This is a genomic window from Pseudomonas sp. VD-NE ins (assembly GCF_031882575.1).
Lineage (GTDB): Bacteria > Pseudomonadota > Gammaproteobacteria > Pseudomonadales > Pseudomonadaceae > Aquipseudomonas > Aquipseudomonas fluorescens_BZ.
This window is the reverse complement of the sequence record NZ_CP134772.1, coordinates 2879226-2901925: the sequence shown is the minus strand read 5'-3', so window position 1 is coordinate 2901925 and position 22700 is coordinate 2879226. Positions and strand designations below refer to the sequence as shown.

The window sequence follows — 22700 nt, the reverse complement described above, 5'->3', positions numbered from 1 at the left end:
GCTGACAATGTCTTACCCGCGCTCGTTCTTCGCGACGTTGATGCTGTGCCTGCTGGCGTTCGCAAATGCCTTCGCGGCGCCGGCCACTGAGGCCCCGAGCGAGCCGACCTGGCCGCAAGTCATCACTAGCGGCAAGGCGAAACTGACGGTGTACCAACCGCAACTCGACAGCTGGGACGGCTACACCCTCAATGCTCGCGCAGCCGTCGAAGCCACCGCTGCCGATGGCAAATCGACCTACGGGATCGTGCAATTCAGCGCGCATACGCTGGTCGACAAGGCCACACGCTGGGTCGCGCTGGATCAGTACAAAATCATCAAAGCCGACTTCCCGGCCGATGCCAGCCAAGCCAACACATGGGTCGCGGCACTGCAAAAAGATGCCGGGAACCGCAAGAAAACCATCTCGCTGGATCAACTCGAAGCGGCCGTCGGTGTACTGTCCGCCGAGCAGAAAGCTGACAGCGCCCCGCTGGAAAACACACCGCCGACGATCATCAGTTCCGACGTCCCCGCCCTGCTCGTCTATATCGATGGCGATGCGGCCTACCGACCGGTAGAGGGTACTGCGCTGCAGCGGGTGATCAACACGCGACCGCTATTGTTGAAGGACGCGCAAGGCAAACATTATCTGCACGTCTTCGATGGCTGGATGGTCGCCGACCAGCTCGATGGTGCCTACACGCGCTTGGCCTCACCGCCGCCAGAACTGGAGAAAGCCAAGCAGGCCGCCATTCAGAGCCGGCAAGTGGATCTGCTGACCGGACAAAGCGATCCGAAAGACAAGATCCCCAGTCTGGCCAAACCGCCCCAACCGAAGATTTTCATCGCCACCACCCCGACTGAATTGCTGGTCACTGACGGCGCGGCGCAATGGTCGCCGATTCAGGGCACAGGCTTGTTGTATGTCACCAATACCACCGGGCACATCTTCAAGGAAATCGGTGACCAGAACAGCTATGTGCTGATCTCCGGGCGCTGGTTTCGCGCCACCGATATGAATGGCCCCTGGACGTTTACCCCGGCAGACAAACTGCCGGCAGATTTCGCCAACATCCCCGACGACAGCCCGAAAGAAAACGTCAAAGCCTCGGTCGCGGGTACGCCACAAGCCAAGGAAGCGGCCATTGCCGCGACCATTCCACAGACGTCGGCGATCAAGAAAAGCGCAGTGACAATGACCGCGCCACAGTTCGATGGCGAGCCGCAACTCAAGGCCATCAACAGCACGACGTTGCAGTATGTGGTCAACAGCGCTACGCCAATCATTCGTGTCGACAACGACAGTTGGTACGCGGTGGAAAACGGTATCTGGTTCACTGCCACTACCGTGAACGGTCCCTGGGGTGTGGCCAGTTCGGTGCCGGCGGTGATCTATTCGATCCCGCCGAGCTCACCCATGCATTACCTCACCTACGTCAAAGTCTACGAGTCTAGCGGCGATACCGTGGTGGTCGGCTACACGCCGGGTTATCAGGGTTCGAATCTGGATCCGGACACCGGCGTCGTGGTGTATGGCACCGGTTATCCCTACACGCCCTGGGTGGGCAGCGTCTGGTATGGCCCGCCGGTGACTTACGGTTTCGGCGTCGCCATCCGCTATACCCCTTGGACAGGCTGGACCTTCGGCTTCGGTTTCGGCTGGAGCTGGGGCGGCAGCACTGTGGCGATGGGCTGGGGTTGGGGCGCATACCCGTGGTGGGGCAACTACGGCTGGGGTTACGCCTGGGGACCGCACCTGTATCCGGCGCCACTGGCCTGGGGCGGCGCCGCTTACGGTTATCGCGGTGGCGCGGTGGCCTGGGGTCCGGGTGGCTGGGCCGGGACCACCGGTAATATCTACCATCAGTGGGGTGATCGCGCGACGGTCAGTCGCTCGGGCGCTGGGTACAACGCCTGGACCGGGAATCGCTGGGCCGGTCAGGTGGGTTCTTCCTATAACTCACGCACTGGCGTCGCGGCTGCCGGTCAACGCGGTGCCGTGCATAACGTCTACACCGGCAACTACGCAGCAGGGCGCAGTGGCGTGGCCGCTGGACCGAACGGCGGCGCCATTGCCGGCGAACGCGTTACCGCCGGCAATGCGCGCAACGGCACGCAGGTCACCGCCAATCGCGGCGCCGTGTACAACCCAAACACCGGCAACACCACTCAATATGGCGGCGTGCGCGGGCGCAATGGCGGCACGGCGCGCGTGGGTGACAACGTTTACGCAGGCCACGACGGCAATGTGTACAAGAAGACCGACAACGGCTGGCAATCGATGGTCGGGGGCGGCGCGACACGGGCCGCACCGATCAATAACAATGCCCAGTTGCAGAACCTCAACCGTGAATCCGCCGCGCGCAATTTCGGCAACCAGCGGACCAACAATTTTCATAATTCCTCGCAATTCATGAATCACTCGTTTGGCGGCGGAGGTGGCGGCGGATTTCATCGACGCTGAAAAACTGCACGGGTTGTTCTGAATTTCGAACTGGCTCCGAATCCGGTTTTGCTGTTAAAAAACCGGCTCTGCCTTTCATCGTTTGGAGAACAGCCTTCATGAGCCAATGGCCAGACACACGCATTCTTGACCTGCTCGGCATTGAACGGCCGATCATCCAGGGCCCGATGGCCGGCGCGACAAATTCGACCATGGTCATCGCCGTGTGCAATGCCGGTGGACTGGGTTCGATGCCGGCGGCAATGCTGAGCATCGAACAATTACGCGAAGAGCTGAAAACCATTCGCCAACACACCAAAAACCCCTTCAACGTGAACTTCTTCTGCCACCAGCCACCGGCAGCCGATGAGCAACGTGCCCATGACTGGAAGCATTTGCTGGAACCGTATTACCGCGAACTGGGCGTGGATTTCACTGCCCCGACACCGGTGTCCAACCGAGCACCGTTCGATGCGGCGGCCTGCGAAGTGCTGGAGGAGTTTCGACCTGAAGTCGTGAGCTTCCACTTCGGTCTGCCAGAGAAATCCCTGTTGGATCGAGTCAAGGCAACCGGGGCGAAAATTCTTTCCTCGGCCACCACTGTCGATGAAGCGATCTGGCTGGAACAGAACGGCTGCGACGCGATTATCGCCATGGGCTACGAGGCCGGCGGCCATCGCGGCATGTTTCTCAGCGATGACTTGAGCAGCCAGGTCGGCACGTTTGCCCTGGTGCCACAGGTGGTCGACGCGGTGAACGTACCGGTGATTGCCGCTGGGGCCATCGCTGATGCGCGTGGCGTGGCGGCGGCGTTCACATTGGGCGCATCGGCGGTACAGGTCGGCACCGCCTACTTGTTCACGCCAGAAGCGAAAGTCAGCGCCGCTCACCACAAAGCGCTGCGCACCGCCAAAGAGAGCGAAACGGCGATCACCAATATTTTCACCGGGCGACCAGCGCGGGGTATTCTCAACCGCGTCATGCGTGAGTTGGGTCCGATGTCGCCGAAGGCGCCGGCATTTCCTTTGGCCGGTGGTGCGCTGATGCCGCTGCGCGCGATCAACGAAGCTGAGTTTGCCAACCTCTGGGCGGGTCAGGCATTCACTCTCGGCAAAGACATTGGCAGTGCTGAACTGACCCGGCAATTGGCCGAAGGTGCATTGGCAAAACTCACTCGCCAGTGACGCTAAACAGCGTGAGGATTCACGCATCCTCACTCTGGCTTTAACCAACACTTCCTGTTTGGCGGCATTTCGCTATATATTTCTCTATATAGCGAATATACCCTCGCATCGGCGCAGTCCACCTCCAACAATAACTGCCCTCTGCACTAGCCAATAACGGAGCTGTTACATGACCATTCGTGCCTCACGTTTTGCCCCTACCTGCCTGGCGTCTTTGCTCGCGGTCTTCGCCATCGGCGCGGCTCAGGCTGATGAAGTACAGGTAGCTGTTGCAGCCAACTTCACCGCGCCGATCCAGGCCATCGCCGCCGATTTCGAAAAAGACACCGGGCACAAACTGGTCGCCGCCTACGGCGCCACCGGCCAGTTCTACACCCAGATCAAGAACGGCGCGCCATTCGAAGTGTTCCTCTCCGCTGACGACACCACCCCGGAGAAACTCGAAAAAGAAGGCGACACCGTCAAAGGTTCGCGCTTCACCTATGCCATTGGCACCCTGGCGTTGTGGTCGGCCAAAGAAGGTTATGTCGATGCGAAAGGCGAAGTCCTGAAAAAGAACGAGTATCAGCACCTGTCCATCGCCAATCCGAAAGCTGCGCCATACGGCCTGGCCGCCACGCAAGTGCTGGAAAAACTGAAATTGACCGAAGCCACCAAAGCCAAGATCGTTGAAGGCCAGAACATCACTCAGGCCTACCAATTCGTCTCGACCGGCAACGCTGAGCTGGGTTTTGTCGCCCTGTCGCAGATCTACAAGGACGGCAAAGTCAGCAGCGGTTCTGCATGGATCGTCCCTGCGAGCCTTCACGACCCGATCAAACAGGACGCGGTCATTCTGAATAAAGGCAAAGACAACGCCGCTGCAAAGGCACTGGTTGAATACCTCAAAGGCCCGAAAGCCGCTGCGGTGATCAAGTCCTACGGTTACCAGCTCTAAAATGTCGCTGACGAGTGCCGATTTCGCGGCGATCTGGCTGACCCTGAAACTGGCGTCCCTGACCACCGCAATCTTGCTGGTTGTCGGCACTCCGATTGCCCTGTGGCTGTCGCGCACCCGTTCGTGGTTGCGCGGCCCGATCGGGGCGATCGTCGCCCTGCCCCTCGTACTGCCACCGACCGTAATCGGTTTCTATCTGTTACTGATGATGGGGCCGCACGGTTTTCTCGGCCAGTTCACCCAATGGCTGGGCCTGGGCACCCTGACTTTCAGTTTTACCGGGCTAGTGATCGGCTCGGTGATCTATTCCATGCCGTTCGTGGTGCAACCGTTGCAAAACGCGTTCTCGGCGATCGGCACCCGTCCTCTGGAAGTGGCCGCGACCTTGCGCGCCAATCCCTGGGACACATTTTTCAGCGTGATTGTGCCACTGGCGCGCCCCGGATTTATCACCGCAGCTATTCTTGGCTTCGCACATACGGTTGGTGAATTTGGCGTGGTACTGATGATTGGCGGCAACATTCCCGACAAGACCCGCGTGGTTTCCGTGCAAATCTACGACCACGTCGAAGCGATGGAATACGCCCAGGCCCACTGGCTGGCCGGGGCAATGCTGGTGTTCTCGTTTCTGGTGTTGCTGGCGCTGTACTCCAGCCGCAAGACCCGCGCTGGCTGGAGCTGACTGATGATTGATGTACGTCTGAACATTGCCTATTCGGGTTTCAGCCTCGACGTCGACCTGAACTTGCCGGGACGCGGCGTGACGGCGCTTTACGGGCATTCTGGCTCGGGCAAAACCACTTGCCTGCGTTGCATTGCCGGCCTTGAACGCGCCGAACAGGGCTTTATCCAGATCAACGATGAAGTCTGGCAGGACAGCGACAACGGTATTTTTGTCCCGCCACACAAACGTGCGCTCGGCTATGTGTTTCAGGAAGCCAGCCTGTTTCCACACTTGTCAGTGCTGGCCAATCTGCAATTCGGCCTCAAGCGCATCGCCAAGTCCCAGCGTCGGGTCGACATGGCGCAGGCCACCGAACTCTTGGGCATCGGTCATTTGCTCGAGCGCCATCCACAGCATCTGTCAGGTGGCGAACGCCAGCGCGTCGGCATCGCCCGCGCGCTGCTGACCAGCCCGAAACTGCTGTTGATGGACGAACCATTGGCCGCTCTCGACAGCCAGCGCAAAAGTGAAATCCTGCCGTATCTGCAACGCCTGCATGACGAACTGGACATTCCCGTGTTGTACGTCAGTCATGCCCAGGATGAAGTGGCGCGACTGGCCGATCACCTGGTGTTGCTCAGCGAAGGCAAAGCGCTGGCCAGCGGCCCGATCGGCGAAACCCTTGCGCGTCTGGATCTGCCGATGGCGATGGGCGATGACGCGGGGGTGATCATTGAAGGCCAGGTCTGTGCCTACGACGCGGATTATCAATTGCTGAGCCTGCAATTGCCGGCGACCGAGATGAGCATTCGGGTGACGCACGCGCCGATGGCGCTGGGGCAGGCCTTGCGCTGCAAAGTGCATGCGCGGGATATCAGCCTGAGCCTGCAGAACAGCGAGTTCAGCAGCATTCTCAATCGACTGCCGGTGACGGTGGTCAGCGAACAATCGGCCGACAACGCTGCCCATGTGCTGATTCGCCTGGATGCTGGCGGCACCCCGCTGCTCGCGCGCATCACACGCTATTCCCGGGACCAGTTGGGCGTGCACCCGGGCCAGCAATTATGGGCGCAGATCAAAGCGGTTGCGGTCCTCGCCTAAATCATTCGGCACCACGGCAACGGCGTGCGGTCAATCGTTTTACAGACCGCCGCGCCATTTAAGGAAACTGCCATGCCCGACACCGTGCTGACTGCCGACCTGCCATCCGACCTGCATTATGTCGACGACACCCAGCCCGGTATCACCCGCAAAAAGCTGCGCGGCAAGTTCAGCTATTTCGAACCGTCAGGCCAGCGCATCAACGATCCGGACGAAATCAAACGCATCAATGCCCTCGCAGTGCCGCCAGCCTATACCGACGTGTGGATCTGCCCGGATCCGCGCGGTCATCTGCAAGCCACCGGTCGTGATGCCCGAGGCCGCAAGCAATATCGTTATCACGCTCGCTGGCGCGAAGTGCGCGATGCCGACAAGTATTCGCGGCTGCGCGAGTTCGGTCTGGCGCTGCCGAAATTGCGCAAGCAACTGGAGGCGTTGTTGGCCGCGCCCGGTTTCAGTCGCGACAAGGTCATGGCCACGGTGATCACCCTGCTCGATGCCACGCTGATCCGCGTTGGCAACACGCAATACGCGCGGGACAATCGCTCCTACGGCCTGACCACACTGCGCAGCCGACATGTCGAGGTCAACGGTAGCGCGATTCTGTTCCAGTTCCGCGGCAAGAGCGGCATCGAACATCAGATCACCGTCAAGGATCGGCGTCTGGCGCGCATCATCAAGCGTTGCCTGGAAATTCCCGGGCAGAACCTGTTTCAGTATCTGGATGAAAACGGCGAGCGGCACACCGTCAGCTCTTCCGACGTCAACGCTTACCTGCAGACGCTGACCGGCGCTGATTTCACCGCCAAGGATTACCGTACTTGGGCCGGCAGTGCTTTGGCGCTGGCGGTGTTACGCGAGTTGCAATGGCAGTCCGAGACCGAGGCCAAACGGCACGTAGTGGAAATGGTCAAAGGTGTCGCCAAGCAGTTGGGCAACACCCCGGCGGTGTGCCGCAAGTGCTACATCCACCCCGCCGTGGTGGAGAAATTCATGCTCGGCGCCCTCGCTGAACTGCCACGTCCGCGTGTGCGCAAAGGCCTGCGTGCGGAGGAAGTGGCGCTGGCGATGTTTCTCGAGCGAATGAGCGAGATGACCGAAGCCCCTTGATCCACTGTAAAACGTCATCTAGGCTAGCCGCCTTCTCCTCCTCCGGACGACCGCAGAAGTGAACAATTCAGCCTTCTAAAAATGTAATCGCGACACGCCGTTATCGGCGTTTGTCAGTTTTCACGACATTTTTTGGAGGTGCCGATGACTCACGTCTCGCGTACAGCCGCACTCGTTTCCCTGAATCAACTGGTCTTTCAGTTCGCCAATGGCGCGACACTGTTTGAAGACCTGAACCTGACTTTCAATCATCAACCGACCGCGATCGTCGGGCGCAACGGTGTGGGCAAAAGCGTACTCGCGCGCCTGATTGCCGGACAGTTGCACCCCACCTCCGGCAGCGTGTTACGTTCAGTTCCTGCGCATTACGTCGCGCAGACTTTTGTTGTTACTCCGGGGCAAACCGTGGCAGAAGCTACGGGAACGGCTCCGGCGCTCAGTGCACTGGAGCGACTGAAGCTCGGCAGTGCCACTGCCGGCGACTTCGATCTCATCGACGAACGCTGGGATCTGGCGGAGCGTTTGCGCCAAATGCTCGATGAGGCCGGGTTGAATGACATCACCACTACGGACCTCGCCGAAAATCTCAGCGGTGGCCAGCAGGCCAGAATTGCCCTGATCGGTGCGCTGCTGAGTCCGGCGCAATTGCTGGTACTCGACGAACCGACCAACCACCTCGACGTTGCCGGTCGGCAATGGTTGAGGAACGTGCTTGAACGCTGGCGCGGCGGTCTGATTATCGTCAGTCACGACCGGCAATTGTTGGAGCAGATGCAGCGAATCGTCGAACTTACCCCTACGGGGGCAAGCGTTTTCAGCGGGAGCTTTTCGGAGTTCGCCGAGCATCGCCGAGTACATCAACAAGCAGCGCAAGCACAACTCGATCAGGCCCGTAACGAGCGTCAGCGTGAACGCACACGACTGCAACGCGAGCACGACACGATTCAGCGCCATGCGGCCGGCAGCCGGCGCAATGCGCAAACCGCCAACGTCTTTGGCTTCGAGCGGGCAGCGATGAAAGCGGCCGCGCGGGAAATCATGGGACACGTCAAGGTCGGCCATCAGGCACGCAAGTCCGATCTGGATGAACGCGTTCGTGAGGCGTACGCAAACGTCCAGCCGGACGACGGCGTATTGATCAATCTGCCTGGCAGCGTGGTACCGGGCAATCGTCGGGTGTGCACGTTGGTTGACGCGTGTTTGCCGTGGTTACCGGCAGATGCGCCCACCACCCATGTTGACCTCGCTATTCAAGGACCGATGCGCATCGCTGTCAGCGGTCACAACGGTTGTGGCAAATCGACGCTGTTGAAATTGCTCGCTGGTGAATGGGCACCGGTGAGTGGCGAGTGCATCACGCACGTGCCTTTTGCCTTTCTCGATCAACAGTTGAAACTGCTGGATCAGCATTCATCTATTGTCGATCAGTTGCAGGCACAGCAGACGCCTTTGAGCGAAGGTGAGTTGCGCAGTTTCCTTGCTCATCTGCAACTGGATGCGCAACGCGTGACCCGGACTTGCGCCTCACTCAGTGGCGGAGAACGCTTGAAGGCCGCCCTCGCGTTGGCATTGTGGCGCCAGACGCCAGCACAATTATTGTTGCTGGATGAGCCAACCAATCACCTGGACCTGGCATCGGTGCAAGCTTTCGAACAAGCCTTGCAGACATTTCCCGGAGCTATTGTCGTGGTTTCCCACGATCAGGTGTTTCTACAGGCGTTAAACCCAAGCCATTGTTTGAGCTGGCACTCCGAGGGCTGGCGCTGGCAACCGACGAGCTGAGCTGTGTATTTTTTGCACGATTGCCGGGGGCTTCTATAGTTGATCTGACACGAATCAGCTGCGGTGACGCCATGGAAGACATTTTCGTCGTGAAGCGTTGCAACAAGATCATTATTCACGGTCGACGCGCCGGTGACAGCCAGCATGATCCAGCCGAAGCGCATAGCTGGTTTCGCATCTGCGATACGCGTACTGGCGGCTTCCTCGGCGATGGCTACGACGCGGAAGAGGATGCACGACGTGAATGCAAACGGCTCAACGCAGCCAGTTCTCTATCACCGGCCCGCCAGTCTTCAGTCTGATGCCGATCAGAAGCGGGTCTATACTGAAACCAGCTGAAGGAGCAGCACCCCACGGCAGAAGGCTCGCAACACGCGGGCTTTTTGCTGCAGCTCAGGTTTCATAGAACGGAGGTGTTCCATGTCCGAAAAAGAGTCCATCACCACCCTCCTCACCCTGCTCGACGCTCGACAAGCGCGCCTCGCCGCCGCCTGTAAAGAGATCGCCGACTGGGTCGATCACCAAGGCGGACACCCCACCGCCCTGCGCATCCGAGACCGGCTGAACGATATAGAGAAGGACGCTCCGCTGATTCGCAATACGCTGTCGGCGCTCAAGCCTGTCGATCGGCCACTGCCTCGGTTCAGATGATCTCAGCCTGGTTCAGGAAACTGGCTCACCCGCGGTGACACATTGTTCACCGCGCGCGCGTCTGGCCGTCATGTTTATTTTTGCAGTTTTTCACGTAACGGATACATCTGCGCGACTACAGTGAAGTCACTCCTTTGCAAAGTAACGCCCTCACCCGCCCGCATGCGGGTGTTTTTTTGCCTGCGCCCAAACGGCGAACGGTTGCCGTGCGTGAGTTGTCATAACTTATACATGTCGCAAAGGAGACAGTTATGGTTATCCATTTCAACGTCGACGGGCATCTGGCCTGCGGCCATAAAGGCAATCAACTGTCGGCAAGCCGCGAACTCAATCGTGTGAAGTGCCGCAGTTGCCGCAATACCGACGCCTATAAACAGGCACGAAAAGATCAGCGTAACGCCGCCCGCCGCATGGCCCGCCAGGCCAAAACTTCACACGTCGCCGTAAACTGGCGCGCAGAGTGGATCGATCGTCTGACAGCAATGGCAGGCCTACAGCGCTTGCCTCGCGGCTTTAGCGGGCAAGCATTCGTCTAGCAGTGCGTATTTGCAAGGCACAAAAAAGGCCTGCATGAGAAAACTCATGCAGGCCTTTGATATTCATGGTGCCCGAAGCCGGAATCGAACCGGCACGCCCTTACGAGCGGGGGATTTTAAGTCCCATGCGTCTACCAGTTTCGCCATTCGGGCGGTAGCGCGGTGCTGCTGTCTTCTGTCGCACAGTCACGATCCTGACAGGATCGGACCTTGAACAGCAGAGCGGGAAATATATACATCACTCCCCGGTGAAGCAAGTTCGCAATGGCCGTTTTTCAAGACTAAATCTTGCAGCGCAACGCAAATAAAAAAGCTCCGTAAATCATGGATCTACGGAGCTTGTTTATAGTGGAGGCCGAGGTCGGAATCGAACCGGCGTAGGTGGATTTGCAATCCATCTATAAAGCTTCGTATTTCAATAGCTTAGCACTATTTCCGTTCCGCAAGCTACTGATTTTTAAAGCCCTACAGGCCTTGATTTTCAAGGCCCCGTATGATGGATGCGGAACTGACTTCCAAACGAAGAACGCCACAATTTTCTGCAGTTCGTCGCCTTACCCTAGCCCTCTAGGAGCCGCTCAAAAACTGTATGCATAAACAGTGCAAAATGCACCGGCTACCTGTTAATTAAGCACCTTTTTCAACAGAACCGGAATTCAGCGCTATCTTAATAGCTCAACACAGGAGTTCCGCGTATGCCGATGAAGAACATTACTATCAGAAATTGTGGCGGGATCGGGATGTCCGTTCCCCAAGGCTTCTCAGAAAGTGTAGATATCGATGGCTTGGACATCTCGAACTGTGCAGAAGGCGGATTTCTAGAAAGGGATCCTGTTTCTGTTTTGGCTAAGCTCGGACTACCCGCAGAGACACCCTATCCTGCATTGCTGGACGCGCTAACCAAGTTGCAGGCTAACAATAATGCGCCAGTCGAGAAAAAAGCTGAAATTGTGACTCAATCCCAGCTTGGGCCTTTTCTGCAGAAAACAGCCAATGCCGCCTCCATTATAAAAAACATGATCGACATTTCGACCAATTCAAAGATCCAACAACTTATAACTACCCTAGTTCATTCCATCGGTGGTTGACGCTCAAATCAGCCCATTCAAAATCCCTTTCGATATATGAGGGCTTAACTTTCTCTTTCTACTCAGGCTCTCACCACTGATTATTCATTATGAGCAGAAGACCATGCGCAACTCCATAATGCACGACCTACGAACAAAAAAAACAAAAACCAATGGCAAAGTTGAAGTGCAATTCATACACAAAGGCAAGGCATGCCAGGTCATAGAAGTAAACACCAAGCTTGGAAAGCTATGCGCTGACTTTCAACTAATAACAAAAGACCTCGAGATAGTAGAATCCACAATCAAAACAGCCTTAATTTACAGACAAAGACTGGAAGCCTCAGCCCTGCAAAACGAGCCATTCAACCGCGACCACCCAGATCACATCGTATTTGGTAGCCTTTTGATATCTTCCATTATTACTTACTGGAAGTGCTTCGCCGATTCGACACGAAGAAAAGGAAAAATTCCAGAGCAAAAGCTTAAGTCAACTATCGGAAATGAACTATATAAAACCCACTTAATGATACAGGAGAAACGAAATTCCTTTGTGGCTCATGCCGGCGAGAACCAACATGAGTCCGCCAAGTCCATAATTTTATTAGATCCGCACGCAGTCGCTCCACATGCACTAATTTTTCATAGCACCTTTGAATACTTTGCAATTTCAGAACACTTAGAAGACTTCCTAGAACTCGTAGAAAAAGTTTCAGAACTAACCAAGACGACCCAGCGAGAGAAATGCTCAATTCTAACTAAAGAACTTGATGAAACCTTTACAGACTTACTCAAAACAGCCAAGGACCATATTATCTTTCTCGACTAACGGAAAAAGTTCCGTACATAGTCTTGGCAAGCGGACAGGGCAATCAGCCCCCGGTCGCCGGTGTCGGTGATGGCGATAATTCTTTGAGCATGCGCTGGGTCAAGTCGGGCGCGTACGGCTGCATGATCCACGCCGCGGGTGCCGGCGGTGGCTGGCACGTCGCAGCCTTTGGCAACGTCGGTTGCGTCGAGGAGGACTGACAGCCGCAGATCAGAAGTGGCAAGGCGATCACGCAGGCGATCTTGGTCACGTTGGGCATTGGTCATTTTCTCGAAGTGGGTTTGCTCACTGGCCGAAAGCTTCTGCTCGAGCGCCAGGCGCTTGTCCAGCTCGACCTGTTGCGCGGTAGCTGCAGCGATGGTCAGTTGATTAAGTGTTTCGGCGCTCAGCCTCGCCTGCTCCGCCAACTGTTTCCCGTAACGCCAGTCCTGAAACTGCCAGGCGCTGCCGGCGCCGATTAATACCAGCGCCAGCGCGCCCACCGCTTTCCACGGTACGACCATCACGGCACATCCCTGAAGAAGATATGCCTGCCCAGTTGCAGGGTCCGCTTGGCCTTCGCTGCCCAGTCGGGCGCCACCTTCATGCTTAGCGCGTAGTAGTGCGTAGCGCCGCCAGTAGGATCCGGTACCTTGCTGTCGATCACCTGATCAGCAGCGATCCGGCACTGTGCAAGTTCGCGGAACGGGATCTCACGAGCGCCACTGAGGAACGGGTAGTTCGGGTCACTCTTGTTCCAGCAACTGAACTGGTACTTCGCTTGGCACACGCCGGCGTAGCCCTCCCCCCACCACGAATTGCTTTTGCCGTCGAACACGCGGTTGCGGATAGTCCAAGCCACGGCCACTTGGCCGGCCGTACCTTCACCGCGAGCCTCACCCCAAAGGGTGCGCGCGAGGGTATCGCGGTCTTTTTCAGTAAAAGCCATCACTCTCTCCAGGCATAAAAAAACCGCCTCATGGGCGGATGATATGGGCAGGATCAAATCAAGCTGGCGGTGATGGCCAGTCTATGGTCTTTGGATACCCTTCCTGCTTGTCGATCTTGTTCAGCTTGAGTTTGTAAGCGGCGTAGGCTTTGAATGTCGCAACGTCATCGGCATTAAGTAGCTCTGCAATGTAAGCATCACTCATCCCGGCTGTGGCCTCGTCGGCGACGAACAATAGCGAATCACGAAGTGCTAGTGCGGCCGCTTTGAGTTCGGCATCTGTGAGCACTGGCAGTGCCGGCTCGCTAAAGCTCCAAACGCCATTTTTTTGCGACGCGCTCCACCCGACATTAGGAATAACATCCAAATCAGTGATATCTACCCAAACCATGTCTGGGTGAAACATCTCGGCCATATCGCCGTCGGTGGAGAAAAGTTCGTGAACAAGCTCCTCGGATACTCTCGCGTAAGTATTCATCACGTGTACTCCTCGATAATCACTATGCCCGGCGATCCGTTGCCACCTCCGCTAGCAAGTGGTTGGCTGGCGAATGAAATCGCGCCCCCCCCGCCGCCGCCATAGCCGCGCCCACTTTGCCCCGTACCTGCCGAGTTCACAGCGGTCCCACCAGCTCCAAGCTTTCCATTGCCGCCCGCTCCCGAAAACCCAGTGGTTGTAGAGGTGACAAAAGCCATAATTGCAGCTTCACTAGGGACAGCCAGATAGGCTCCAGTGATTGATATTCCGGTGGGCACAACGACACCAGTAATTGGTGCGCCTACAGGGCCAAAAACGCCCCCAGGGCTACCCCCATTAACCGAGATCAACGAGCCTACCGAAGATGAACCTCCGGCAGTGCCATTTACTCCAGTCACGCCCGACCCCGCGGCCCCTACTGAAACGGCCATTGATGCGGGGAACACTGTAAACAAGCCCTCTGCGTAACTACCACTGCTTCCGCCAGTACCAAACGAGATCTGTCCCGCTGCGGTTGTAGTTGAGCCACCTCCGCCGCCACCACCACCGATCAGTCGGATCCGAATAGCCCTTGTTCCTGCACTTGGCGTGTAAGTGCCGCTGGATGTAAAAGTTTGTATATTGATCAGCCGCCCCACTGCCTGATCAAGCCGCATGGCATGACTGCCCGCGGTACCTTGGGGAATTTGAACACGAGCACCCGGCGCCTCATTAATTACCCAGGCACCATTACCGCTGTTCACGCCGGGCTGCACAACATACCTCAGCACCGCGATGCCTCCAGGCAACTCTCCACCCTGAAGCGGTTGCAGCGCGAGTCCGTAGATAGGTTTCGCCACCAAACCGTCAGGCGCGTAAGTTGACGGGCCAGTGTTAGCGTTATTGATAAGCAGACGTTGCAGATATCCATTTGCAGGAAAGGCCGTCAATGCAGGAGTGTTGACTGCGGCGTAAGCGTTTGCTGGGCCGGTCGCATTGAGAATTACAGGTTGTTTGTTGATGAGGCGTATAGCTGCCAGCAACTGCGTGACGCTGGCTTCAGTCGGAACCAGCCCAGCCCCGGTAATGACATTTACAATTTCGTCGGTAACTGCGTTGCCCCACTGGGCAGGGATCAGGGAGCCAGGCGTACCGGCGAACGAATCCTCGTTCACGAACTTTCCGCCCACCAACCCAATGTTTGGCACGCTAATCGGATAATCCACGTTTTTCCCCTCAGTCGTAATTGATGCGCACGACGGTGTGCGCCGGCGCCGAACGCCGAATCAGGCACTCAAGTGCGTTGCCAGGATTTGTTCCAAAGCGCTCACCCCAGAAGCTCGCGCCGAATCTGCGGCCAATGCGTTGTCGGCTACCCGTATTGAGCGTCCACAAGAATTGCGCGCCCCAAGTGCCGAAGTGTGCAGACCCAAAATGCGAACGCCCCATACGGGGCGCTCTGTGCTCAGTGATCGTCGGGGATGGATATCCCTGACTAATGGCTATCTCGAGGAAGTACGCTCGGCTCTGGCCTCCGATTTCAACTAGCCGCCGGCGAACTGCAAGGCGCCGATCTTCGAAAGCGGCATTCGGCCCGAGGCATGCATCTGGAAGCCCCATCACGGACTCCCAGTCAGGTACCAGCTCGTTCACTGACGCTGGGTCCATCTCATTCAAAAGATCGACAGCTCTCTCATCCAGACGAGAGAACTCAACAGACACCCCGGATAGAACCAAATCAATTTCTGGAACTAGGTCGGGATCCCATGCCGGACCGGCAGGCAGTAACCCACGCAGTTGCTGGCGATATTCGTCGGCAGTTCGAGCTACAACCATGCGACCCCCCAGTAAATCAGCAACTCACTAGGAGCCGCGGTTACGTTTGCCAAAGGCCACTCAAGATCATGGTCAACTTCACCTGTAGCGCTGCTGATCGCCTCGCGAATGTGCGTCAACAAAAGCGTCGATCCCAATCCTGCTTCACGATTGTGCAAGTCAATCAGTTGAGCTTCAACGGCTGCCCGGATTGCTGAACTGTCCGGCCTGAGTCGGATGTTGTACGACACATGCTTTTCGATTGGGGGAAGGACGAATACTTCTGCTGTAACTGGGCGGAGAGGTTCGATGTGTGCTTTCACCTCGGCCAACTGTGCAGGACTGGGCACAGGTACTGGATCATTATCACGCATGACAAACACCCCTACTGTTCCTGGCCCCATATGGTTTCGCCGACACCAAGCCCGCGTTACGCCAGGCACTTCCAACGCCCAGGTCTCATAGTCATCAGCAGACCCGCCGTGAGGAATTACGCGATATGAGCGAATCACCCTTGCCCGCAAAGACTCTATGCTTTCCTCGGGGATGCCCCCTATAAGGCCAGGGGCAAGAATCGTGAATGCATTCACCACCCCATTAACTGGCTGCACCAGCATCAATTGCGCCCCAGTGCTAGCGTTACCCAGAGTTCCGGCGTCCACGGCTTGTACATTCACGCTATTCACACCGGCGACCGTGGTGACTGGCTCGGACACCCGATACATACGGCCATCGCCGGATTGCAGAACAACAGTCTGGTCCAGAACTGCACCAGCAACAGCGGTGAAACTCGCCGCGCCTTCAGAAGGCTGAGCGGCCTTGCGCGGCTGGTTCAGGCGCAGGGCCGCGATCCGCTCCAATGTTTCCTCATCAGCCTTGTCCGGCAGGATCTGGGCGACGATCCAGTCGAGGTAACCGTAAAGGCCATAAGCAGTACCACTCAAAGTGCGTGCAAGCACCTGAGCATCTGAGCGCCGGAGCGAGTCGCTGGCTAGATCGTTTTGCGTGCGGCTGACCAGCACGGGCAGTGAAGGTGTTTCAAACGGCATAGATCACCTGCCAGGAAGATATGGGTTTGATTTCGATGCGATCGCCGCCCGGCACCGTGAGGATGACCGTCAGATTCAGCCGGTTGATTTCGGCCTTCTCGCTGGTTATCTCGATCGCGATCACGTGGCCATCGTCCAGTAGCCACCGCAGGGCTTCGTTCGCGTAGAACTCGGCATCGCGCTGCGTGGCGTCAGTTAGCTTGACCCGCCGCAACAGCCACAGACGCGATCCGATGCGGTCGTCGGCGATACCCGGGTAGCTGTCACCCCACCAGCCGTACAGCTCTTCATCATCCACGGGGTCATCGGTCAGTGCTCGGCGCCAAGTAAACAGACTGATCAGCACCGCGCGGGTCAAGGTTGGCTCACGATCATCAGAAAAGATCATCAGCCCCCCGCTGCGGGTGGCCCGCTGTTGCCGTTGCCCGCTTGGACATTGGTGTGAACGTGCTGGATCTGACTGACGCCGCCGGCCAATTGATCACCGGTCGACACAATCTTCCCGGTCTGGTTGATGACCGGGGTATCAAAGTTCACCGCAGTCGTTGCTTTGATGTTCAGCGTGCTTGTCTCGATATCGATGATCCGCCCGCGCTTGAAGTGGATTTTGTCGCCTTCGTCTGTGTAGATCGCCACCTCGCCCGGCTTCAGCTCCGTGATGCGGTACCGGCGATCGGCGACAACCACGACGACAGCGTGGGAGCGATCGCCGCCGAGGAACAATGTCAACACCTCGGCGCCCGGCAATGGGTTGCTGGTAAGGCCGTAAGGCTCAAAGTGTTCCACGTTGTCCTTCAGCTCGCCGGCGGTCAGTCTCACCTGCAGCGTCTGCATCATCTTCTCGGCCGCCGCCAGCACAACCGTGCCGCGCGCCATCATGCTTTTCAGGCTCATTTTTTCGGCTCGTAGTCTGCGGGGATAAGGTATTCGAAGTTGTCGGCCTTGCCGCCTTTCTTCAGCTTGCGGTCTTTGTGCGGGTCGTGCGGTTCAGGCTCGAAGCCGTCCGGCGGACCGACCTCCAACTTGGTGATCTGCCCACTATCGCTGAGCGTGTAAGTCACCCGTGCGATGAGCATGATTCGATCGAAGCCCATAATTGGATCGATGATCCGCACCAGCGAGTTGTGTTTCCAGAGCGCGCCGTTTGACTGCCGCCAGCCATGCACCGTGTAATTGGTGGTTAGCGCTTTACCCATGCGCGTGCCGCGCTCCCAGTTCGCCCGGGCCCGCGCCAGTTCGTTGGTCATCTGGCCGGATTCCTGAATGATCATGACCCGCTTGCGACCAACGCGCGGATCTGCCACCACCGCCGACACCTCTGCCGCCTGCTCACCGAACTCTTCGTCGGTACCGCTCTTCTGGCCGAGCACCTGGTATTCGGAAAACACCGCCGAGAAATCCAGCGCGGCGTCACCCGTCAGGATGTTATTGCCGACTTCCAGCGCATCGAATGCCCGGACCTCGCTGCCGGGCTTGGCCAGCACGGCCATACCCTTGGCGTCGTCAGTGGAGAAGACGCGGAACAGCGTCAGCAGGCGGTCGATGGATTCGAAAACGGTTTCGCCTGGCTCGATCGTATGGTCTGACAGCTTTGCCCCTTCCGGGATTTCACTGCGGACACGAACACCGTAAGGCGACGCCAGCGCCTTGACGATCAAAAGGACGCTTTGGTTGTTCCACTGCCCCGGCTTATTGACTGCCGCACAGTCCACCAGATCGGCGGTGAGGGAACGGCCGCTGACGCTTGTGGTGATTTGCTGATGGTCGTAGCTGATCGGTGTGGCGAACACCCAGCCGGTCAGAACAAGGTCATCGCCAATCTTGACCTGGCACTTGGCGCCCTGCTTGATCGGCAGCGGCAAGGGCTGGCCGGGCCACTTCCATGTGATGTTCAGGGTGAATGACCGCGCCTGATCCTCAAGCCCGGCGGTGATCTCTACCGATTTCCAGCCGAAGTAATCCAGACCGTCAACCGTGAGGCTGACAGCGTTGACGTCTTCCATGGGTTACCTCTGGGCGATTTTGATCGGGCGGGCCGGGACGAAGCCGGGATGACGCAGGCGGTTGCGCTGGACCACTTCGGATTCACGCGTGGCATCACCGAACCGACGATAGGCCAGCACCAGCGCCGACAGCGTCTCACGCGGCGTGATTTCCACTAGGCGCACGCCCGACTCAGCAACGGCAGTCAGGTGTTTGACGATGGTCTGTCGCAGGGTGTTGAGCGCCATGTAGTGCTCGGGATCAGCCTTCAAGGACGCCTGAAAGATTGCCTCATTGAGGTTGTCGCGCAGCTCGATCACGTCGTCAGCCACCGGCACCTCCGGACGCACGATCGGCTGCACGGCCTGCTGCTCGACCGAAGCAACCGTGGCCGTCGAAACCGGCTGCGAGGCTACAGGCATTTCACTGATGATCAGGGCGACCTGAACCAACAACGCATCCTGCACCAGATTGGCAGTGGCTTGGGAAGCCGCCGCCGCATCAACACCGCCCGAATCGCTGACGGTATTGATGCTGGCCACGGCCTCGGTTTGCTGCGTGGCGGTGGCCACCGAGTTCCGGTAGTTCGAACCGGAGTCGTCGCCCAGGTAATCATCCACCGAAAACTCACTGAAGTAGCTAGAGAACAGAGACGAGAGTGAATCCGGCGCATTCATCAGTGACTGCACAAAGCCGGTCAGGTTGGTGAAGGCACCGATGATTGTCGAGAACTGCTGCTGAATTACCGTGTACACGCCCGATAGGCTGTTGCGCAGACGGGCCAACCCCAGACGGGCCTGATCCACTCTCTCCATCGCCGACTGGTACCGGGCCAGCGCGGAATCCAGCAGGCTATCGGAGGCCTTTACCACCTGCTGCTGGGTATTGACCTTCGCCGTCGGAAACTTTAGCGGGATGTCCGGATAGAACGTCACCGCGAAAGCGGCCATGCCGCCCTGCTTGAAGTCATGCGTCAGCTCGGCTTCACCCGCTTTTACCTGCATGCGGCCCAACCAGGGGTGCACCAGCTCACCAGCGCCTGGAGTTTCTAAGGCCTCCATGAACCTATCGCGGCGCTCGAAACAGTCGTCGCCGATGATCCAACAAACCAGCCGGTGAACCTGAGCCTGTTTGCCCAGTTGCTCGGCGTAGGGCTCGTCGCGTTGCGGAAACTCGTGCAGCTGCACTTTCATGCCGACCGGCACCGAAGCCTGAGGGATCAAAAAACTAATCCCCCGGAACGACGCCGGCAGCATTTGATCACGCCATGTCTGATCCATTTACGGCCTCATCACACCCACGGTGCGGGTGCCTACGTTGGGTTTGATGTTCAGCCCCGGCTGATTGGTGTGTGGCTTGTCGACCTGAAGGCCAGGCGGTGGGTTCTCGAAACGCATCACCAATTCGCCCTGCAGCTTTGGCTGACTGGCGGCCATGGCATTTTGAACCAGCGAATCACCTTGCGGCGACCAGCGCTCACCCTCCGGCCGTGGCCGGAGCAATGTGCCGTCGCCGTTACCGGCACGCGCGGGTGCCACTTGCATGGTCAGGTTGTTGACGGCGTTGGTTGCGCTATTCACCGCACCATCCATGCCGGCGTCGCCCACCATGCCGAACGCGCCCATGATCGATTTCACCCACCCGCTGATCTTGTCCCACGCATCCTTGAACCACTGGAGCGCGGGCTCCCAGTTTGCGATCAAGGCGCCGGCAGCCATTGCAATCAGGCTGGCGATCAGAATGAACGGGTTAGCTTTCGCCACTAGGTTGAATATCCGGGTCGCCACCGTCGCGGCAAGCACGGCCCCGCGCACCACAAACAGCGTGGCGCTGAAGATCTTACCGGCGACGTTTGCGGCCAGCATTGCAACGCGCATTGCAAGGAAGCCCGCAGCCGCGCCCATCAAGCTTTTCGCGAGAACCGGGCTGGTCTGGGTGAATTTGTCCCACGCCAGCTGGGCGCGCAGGGCTACTGCCTTGATCAGGTTCCAGAGGGCCGAGAAGAACGGCGCCACCTTCTGCCAGTTCGCAATCAGCAGGCCAGCCGCCAGCGCGAGTCCGCGTATAACCCAGCCAACTACCGAAACCTTGGTCGCGGTGTCGAACAGTTTCATGGCCACGATACTGCCCATCACCGCCAACTTGAGCGCGACGAAGGCAAGGCCAGCGCCGAGGATGCCCTTGACCAGACCGGGGTTCGCCGCGGCGAACTCCGAAATCTGACTCACGATCGGCCCCATCAGCGTCATGATTTCGTTGAGCGGCGGCAGCAGTGCGTTGCCGATCTCAATGCCAAGTCGGGTGACTCGGTTGCGCATCAGCTGTAACGCGTTCGCCGTCGTCGCCGAACGGGCTTCGTATTCCTTGTTCATCGAGCCAGCGAATTTGGTGCTTGCCGAAACGTCGCCGAAGCTCTTTTTCAGCAAATCAAGATTCGTCAGAAGCGGAGCGATTGCTGTAACTGATTCAGATCCGAAGAGCTGAGTCAGCAATCCCGCCTGTTTTTCAGGTGCAACTTTCGCAACGCGCTCGAGCACATCAAGCATCGTTCCCTGAGCATCCTTCTGCATGCCTTCGGAAACTTTCTTCACGTCCAGTCTGAGCGACTTGAAGGCTTGCGTTTGCTCCTTGGTTGCAGCCTTCCCTTTGGTCAGTGCCAGCATGAAGTTCTTCAGGCCAGTCGCCGCGACCTCACTCGGCACCCCCACCCCCGCAAGCGTCGCGCCCATCGCTGCGATCTGCCCCGACGCCAGGCCCGCAATTTTCCCCAGAGGGCCAATGCGGGTGACAATGTCGGCAATCTGCGCCGCAGAGGATGGCCCGGTGTTGCTCAGGTAGTTGATCTGGTCCGCCAGTTTTACAACCTCTGGCTGCGTAAGTTTGAACGACGTCCGCCATTTGGCCATCATCTCGCCCGACTGCTCGGCAGTCTGGTCAAACGCGATGCCCATCTTCACCGCGTCTTCCGCGAACTGGCGCAGCTCGCCGGCGGCGAAACCAGCCTGCCCGCCGGCGGCGACGATAGCGGCGATGCCACTGGCCGCCATCGGCATTTTCTCGGACAGATCAAGCACATTTTTGCCCATGGCCTTGAACTGCTCAGGCGTGTCGAAATCGACCACCTTTTTCACATCGGCCATGGACGATTCGAATTCAATCGCCGCTTTGGTACCCGCGACAAACGGCGCAGCGAAAGCCCCGCCCTGCAACACATCTTGAAAGCTGATCTTGCCGAGCCCCGAGCCTTCCAATTGCTTGCGAAAGCCCGCAACTTTTTTCCGGATGCCGCCCAGCATCGGCGACAGCTTATCGACGCCGGTGATCAACGCCTTGAGCTGAAACTTATCCGCCATCACTGCACCTGCTGGAGACTATTGATTCGTTGCGCGTGCTCCATGGATTCGCGGAGCACGTCGATGGGTCGAGCCAACATCAGTTCCGGATCCGTTTTCCAGAACCACGCCAGGTCATAAGCAACGGCGATCAGGTCGTGGATGGAGTCGACGCCGCACTCATGAAAAAACTGGCCACCGCCCAGCTCAGCGAATTCAGGTCTGCCAGATCCAACTGGTTGACCGACGACGGCGGGATGCCAGCGCAGACGGCGATGTATTTAGCGGCCACGTCCATGTCCAGGCTGACTTCTTCGTTCTTGTCGATCTTGTACGGCAGCGCCTTGATGGCCCGAACTTCCTGTACCGTCGGACGGCGCATGGTCAACTCGGTCACCGGCTCGCCGTGAGCCTCGATCGCCACCTGCAACTTCACCAGATCACTCATTGCCAGCTCCCTTTAACGCCATCGAATTGCAGTTCAAGTGTGCCATCGTCGCCCTTGAAAGAAGGCTCATCGACGAGGAATGCCCCCGACAGCACGTAGACACGACCGTTGTTGAATTCACAAGTCACCGTCATGTCCCGACCGTTGGCCAGTTTTTTGATCGGAAAGCCCTGCGGCATCAGCGCGGTCATCTTCAGGTAAGGCGCGAGCTCTTCTTCCTTGAAAAAACCGGGATAGATCGTCTCGCGTTTTACTTCCATCAACGGGGCTTCCGCGCCACCTGTGATGGTCAGCTGCTCACCGTCTACTTTGACGTACGCGGTGCCGGCTACTTTTTCGCCCATGGTCTTTGTCTCCAGAATGAAAAAGCCCGCACAGGGCGGGCTGGGTGTTCAATTGAGC

At 58.0% G+C, this 22700-nt stretch carries 25 protein-coding genes and 1 tRNA gene; 12 read left to right on the top strand and 14 right to left on the bottom strand.

The window, feature by feature from the left end:
- Window positions 1-7 precede the first annotated feature (7 nt).
- The 10 genes from RMV17_RS12855 (at window position 8) to RMV17_RS12810 (ending at window position 10390) form a co-directional block, all read left to right on the top strand.
- Window positions 8-2446: an autotransporter gene (locus RMV17_RS12855; RefSeq protein ID WP_311886750.1), complete on the top strand. Its 2439-nt coding sequence runs from the start codon at window positions 8-10 to the stop codon at window positions 2444-2446.
- Between the two features lie 98 nt (window positions 2447-2544).
- Window positions 2545-3609 carry a nitronate monooxygenase gene (locus RMV17_RS12850; protein WP_311886749.1) on the top strand — a complete coding sequence of 355 codons (1065 nt, stop codon included), beginning with the start codon at window positions 2545-2547 and terminating at the stop codon, window positions 3607-3609.
- Window positions 3610-3778: 169 nt separating this feature from the next.
- Window positions 3779-4546: a molybdate ABC transporter substrate-binding protein gene (gene modA, locus RMV17_RS12845; RefSeq protein WP_311886748.1), complete on the top strand. Its 768-nt coding sequence runs from the start codon at window positions 3779-3781 to the stop codon at window positions 4544-4546.
- A gap of 1 nt (window position 4547) precedes the next feature.
- The gene (gene modB / locus RMV17_RS12840) at window positions 4548-5228 is read left to right on the top strand and encodes a molybdate ABC transporter permease subunit (protein WP_007912267.1); all 681 of its coding nucleotides are present in this window, start codon (window positions 4548-4550) and stop codon (window positions 5226-5228) included.
- Between the two features lie 3 nt (window positions 5229-5231).
- On the top strand, window positions 5232-6311 hold the full coding sequence (modC, locus tag RMV17_RS12835) for a molybdenum ABC transporter ATP-binding protein (protein ID WP_034154269.1): 1080 nt from the start codon (window positions 5232-5234) through the stop codon (window positions 6309-6311).
- 72 nt (window positions 6312-6383) lie between these two features.
- Window positions 6384-7421, top strand: coding sequence for a DNA topoisomerase IB (locus tag RMV17_RS12830; protein WP_034154270.1), 1038 nt, complete (start codon window positions 6384-6386; stop codon window positions 7419-7421).
- A 144-nt stretch (window positions 7422-7565) separates the two neighbouring features.
- The gene (locus RMV17_RS12825; protein WP_311886747.1) at window positions 7566-9203 is read left to right on the top strand and encodes an ATP-binding cassette domain-containing protein; all 1638 of its coding nucleotides are present in this window, start codon (window positions 7566-7568) and stop codon (window positions 9201-9203) included.
- Window positions 9204-9274: 71 nt separating this feature from the next.
- Window positions 9275-9505 carry a hypothetical protein gene (locus tag RMV17_RS12820; protein WP_311886746.1) on the top strand — a complete coding sequence of 77 codons (231 nt, stop codon included), beginning with the start codon at window positions 9275-9277 and terminating at the stop codon, window positions 9503-9505.
- 118 nt (window positions 9506-9623) lie between these two features.
- Window positions 9624-9854 (top strand): hypothetical protein, encoded by a 231-nt coding sequence (locus RMV17_RS12815; protein ID WP_008082703.1) that lies wholly within the window; start codon window positions 9624-9626, stop codon window positions 9852-9854.
- Between the two features lie 251 nt (window positions 9855-10105).
- Complete coding sequence (locus RMV17_RS12810) at window positions 10106-10390, top strand: hypothetical protein (RefSeq protein ID WP_311886745.1); 285 nt, start codon at window positions 10106-10108, stop codon at window positions 10388-10390.
- Between the two features lie 66 nt (window positions 10391-10456).
- On the opposite strand, the gene RMV17_RS12805 is transcribed toward RMV17_RS12810, so the two are convergent.
- Window positions 10457-10543 (bottom strand) — tRNA-Leu (locus tag RMV17_RS12805).
- Between the two features lie 542 nt (window positions 10544-11085).
- Between RMV17_RS12805 and RMV17_RS12800 the strand changes: the two genes are divergently transcribed.
- Together RMV17_RS12800 and RMV17_RS12795 are read left to right on the top strand one after the other, a co-directional pair.
- Window positions 11086-11478 (top strand): hypothetical protein, encoded by a 393-nt coding sequence (locus RMV17_RS12800; RefSeq protein ID WP_311886744.1) that lies wholly within the window; start codon window positions 11086-11088, stop codon window positions 11476-11478.
- 103 nt (window positions 11479-11581) lie between these two features.
- Window positions 11582-12286, top strand: a complete 705-nt coding sequence (locus tag RMV17_RS12795) for a hypothetical protein (protein ID WP_311886743.1) — start codon at window positions 11582-11584, stop codon at window positions 12284-12286.
- Here the strand turns inward: RMV17_RS12795 and RMV17_RS12790 are convergent.
- The 13 genes from RMV17_RS12790 to RMV17_RS12730 form a co-directional block, all read right to left on the bottom strand.
- Entirely contained in the window at window positions 12283-12789 is a 507-nt protein-coding gene (locus RMV17_RS12790) for a lysis system i-spanin subunit Rz (protein ID WP_311886742.1), read from the bottom strand. The genes RMV17_RS12795 and RMV17_RS12790 overlap by 4 nt on opposite strands.
- Entirely contained in the window at window positions 12789-13214 is a 426-nt protein-coding gene (locus RMV17_RS12785) for a cell wall hydrolase (protein ID WP_311886741.1), read from the bottom strand. The genes RMV17_RS12790 and RMV17_RS12785 overlap by 1 nt, the downstream gene beginning before the upstream one ends.
- A gap of 58 nt (window positions 13215-13272) precedes the next feature.
- The gene (locus RMV17_RS12780; protein WP_311886740.1) at window positions 13273-13692 is read right to left on the bottom strand and encodes a tail fiber assembly protein; all 420 of its coding nucleotides are present in this window, start codon (window positions 13690-13692) and stop codon (window positions 13273-13275) included.
- Complete coding sequence (locus RMV17_RS12775; RefSeq protein ID WP_311902256.1) at window positions 13692-14897, bottom strand: hypothetical protein; 1206 nt, start codon at window positions 14895-14897, stop codon at window positions 13692-13694. Before RMV17_RS12775 ends, RMV17_RS12780 begins: the two co-directional genes overlap by 1 nt.
- A gap of 10 nt (window positions 14898-14907) precedes the next feature.
- Window positions 14908-15507, bottom strand: a complete 600-nt coding sequence (locus RMV17_RS12770; RefSeq protein ID WP_311886738.1) for a putative phage tail protein — start codon at window positions 15505-15507, stop codon at window positions 14908-14910.
- Window positions 15498-16535, bottom strand: coding sequence for a baseplate J/gp47 family protein (locus tag RMV17_RS12765; protein WP_311886737.1), 1038 nt, complete (start codon window positions 16533-16535; stop codon window positions 15498-15500). The genes RMV17_RS12770 and RMV17_RS12765 overlap by 10 nt, the downstream gene beginning before the upstream one ends.
- Window positions 16525-16923: a phage GP46 family protein gene (locus RMV17_RS12760; RefSeq protein WP_311886736.1), complete on the bottom strand. Its 399-nt coding sequence runs from the start codon at window positions 16921-16923 to the stop codon at window positions 16525-16527. Before RMV17_RS12760 ends, RMV17_RS12765 begins: the two co-directional genes overlap by 11 nt.
- The gene (locus tag RMV17_RS12755; protein WP_311886735.1) at window positions 16923-17429 is read right to left on the bottom strand and encodes a phage baseplate assembly protein V; all 507 of its coding nucleotides are present in this window, start codon (window positions 17427-17429) and stop codon (window positions 16923-16925) included. Before RMV17_RS12755 ends, RMV17_RS12760 begins: the two co-directional genes overlap by 1 nt.
- A complete protein-coding gene (locus RMV17_RS12750) occupies window positions 17426-18538 on the bottom strand; it encodes a phage baseplate assembly protein (protein ID WP_311886734.1) in 1113 nt (370 codons plus the stop codon). The genes RMV17_RS12755 and RMV17_RS12750 overlap by 4 nt, the downstream gene beginning before the upstream one ends.
- A 3-nt stretch (window positions 18539-18541) precedes the next feature.
- Entirely contained in the window at window positions 18542-19798 is a 1257-nt protein-coding gene (locus RMV17_RS12745; protein ID WP_311886733.1) for a DNA circularization N-terminal domain-containing protein, read from the bottom strand.
- A complete protein-coding gene (locus tag RMV17_RS12740) occupies window positions 19799-21871 on the bottom strand; it encodes a phage tail tape measure protein (protein ID WP_311886732.1) in 2073 nt (690 codons plus the stop codon). It abuts the gene before it with no gap.
- A 130-nt stretch (window positions 21872-22001) separates the two neighbouring features.
- The gene (locus RMV17_RS12735) at window positions 22002-22298 is read right to left on the bottom strand and encodes a phage tail assembly protein (RefSeq protein WP_311886731.1); all 297 of its coding nucleotides are present in this window, start codon (window positions 22296-22298) and stop codon (window positions 22002-22004) included.
- Window positions 22295-22642 carry a phage tail tube protein gene (locus RMV17_RS12730; protein WP_150705655.1) on the bottom strand — a complete coding sequence of 116 codons (348 nt, stop codon included), beginning with the start codon at window positions 22640-22642 and terminating at the stop codon, window positions 22295-22297. Before RMV17_RS12730 ends, RMV17_RS12735 begins: the two co-directional genes overlap by 4 nt.
- Window positions 22643-22700: the final 58 nt, after the last annotated feature.

Bases quoted from the DNA above. Each gene is read 5' to 3' on its own strand.
- RMV17_RS12785 (WP_311886741.1), bottom strand. From the start codon at position 13,214: ATGGCTTTTACTGAAAAAGACCGCGATACCCTCGCGCGCACCCTTTGG.
- RMV17_RS12815 (WP_008082703.1), top strand. From the start codon at position 9,624: ATGTCCGAAAAAGAGTCCATCACCACCCTCCTCACCCTGCTCGACGCT.
- RMV17_RS12850 (WP_311886749.1), top strand. From the start codon at position 2,545: ATGAGCCAATGGCCAGACACACGCATTCTTGACCTGCTCGGCATTGAA.
- RMV17_RS12765 (WP_311886737.1), bottom strand. From the start codon at position 16,535: ATGCCGTTTGAAACACCTTCACTGCCCGTGCTGGTCAGCCGCACGCAA.
- RMV17_RS12810 (WP_311886745.1), top strand. From the start codon at position 10,106: ATGGTTATCCATTTCAACGTCGACGGGCATCTGGCCTGCGGCCATAAA.
- RMV17_RS12745 (WP_311886733.1), bottom strand. From the start codon at position 19,798: ATGGATCAGACATGGCGTGATCAAATGCTGCCGGCGTCGTTCCGGGGG.
- RMV17_RS12800 (WP_311886744.1), top strand. From the start codon at position 11,086: ATGCCGATGAAGAACATTACTATCAGAAATTGTGGCGGGATCGGGATG.
- RMV17_RS12740 (WP_311886732.1), bottom strand. From the start codon at position 21,871: ATGGCGGATAAGTTTCAGCTCAAGGCGTTGATCACCGGCGTCGATAAG.
- RMV17_RS12830 (WP_034154270.1), top strand. From the start codon at position 6,384: ATGCCCGACACCGTGCTGACTGCCGACCTGCCATCCGACCTGCATTAT.
- modB (WP_007912267.1), top strand. From the start codon at position 4,548: ATGTCGCTGACGAGTGCCGATTTCGCGGCGATCTGGCTGACCCTGAAA.
- RMV17_RS12755 (WP_311886735.1), bottom strand. From the start codon at position 17,429: ATGAGCCTGAAAAGCATGATGGCGCGCGGCACGGTTGTGCTGGCGGCG.
- RMV17_RS12855 (WP_311886750.1), top strand. From the start codon at position 8: ATGTCTTACCCGCGCTCGTTCTTCGCGACGTTGATGCTGTGCCTGCTG.
- RMV17_RS12825 (WP_311886747.1), top strand. From the start codon at position 7,566: ATGACTCACGTCTCGCGTACAGCCGCACTCGTTTCCCTGAATCAACTG.
- RMV17_RS12750 (WP_311886734.1), bottom strand. From the start codon at position 18,538: ATGGAAGACGTCAACGCTGTCAGCCTCACGGTTGACGGTCTGGATTAC.
- modA (WP_311886748.1), top strand. From the start codon at position 3,779: ATGACCATTCGTGCCTCACGTTTTGCCCCTACCTGCCTGGCGTCTTTG.
- RMV17_RS12780 (WP_311886740.1), bottom strand. From the start codon at position 13,692: ATGAATACTTACGCGAGAGTATCCGAGGAGCTTGTTCACGAACTTTTC.
- RMV17_RS12735 (WP_311886731.1), bottom strand. From the start codon at position 22,298: ATGAGTGATCTGGTGAAGTTGCAGGTGGCGATCGAGGCTCACGGCGAG.
- modC (WP_034154269.1), top strand. From the start codon at position 5,232: ATGATTGATGTACGTCTGAACATTGCCTATTCGGGTTTCAGCCTCGAC.
- RMV17_RS12760 (WP_311886736.1), bottom strand. From the start codon at position 16,923: ATGATCTTTTCTGATGATCGTGAGCCAACCTTGACCCGCGCGGTGCTG.
- RMV17_RS12790 (WP_311886742.1), bottom strand. From the start codon at position 12,789: ATGGTCGTACCGTGGAAAGCGGTGGGCGCGCTGGCGCTGGTATTAATC.
- RMV17_RS12795 (WP_311886743.1), top strand. From the start codon at position 11,582: ATGCGCAACTCCATAATGCACGACCTACGAACAAAAAAAACAAAAACC.
- RMV17_RS12820 (WP_311886746.1), top strand. From the start codon at position 9,275: ATGGAAGACATTTTCGTCGTGAAGCGTTGCAACAAGATCATTATTCAC.
- RMV17_RS12770 (WP_311886738.1), bottom strand. From the start codon at position 15,507: ATGGTTGTAGCTCGAACTGCCGACGAATATCGCCAGCAACTGCGTGGG.
- RMV17_RS12730 (WP_150705655.1), bottom strand. From the start codon at position 22,642: ATGGGCGAAAAAGTAGCCGGCACCGCGTACGTCAAAGTAGACGGTGAG.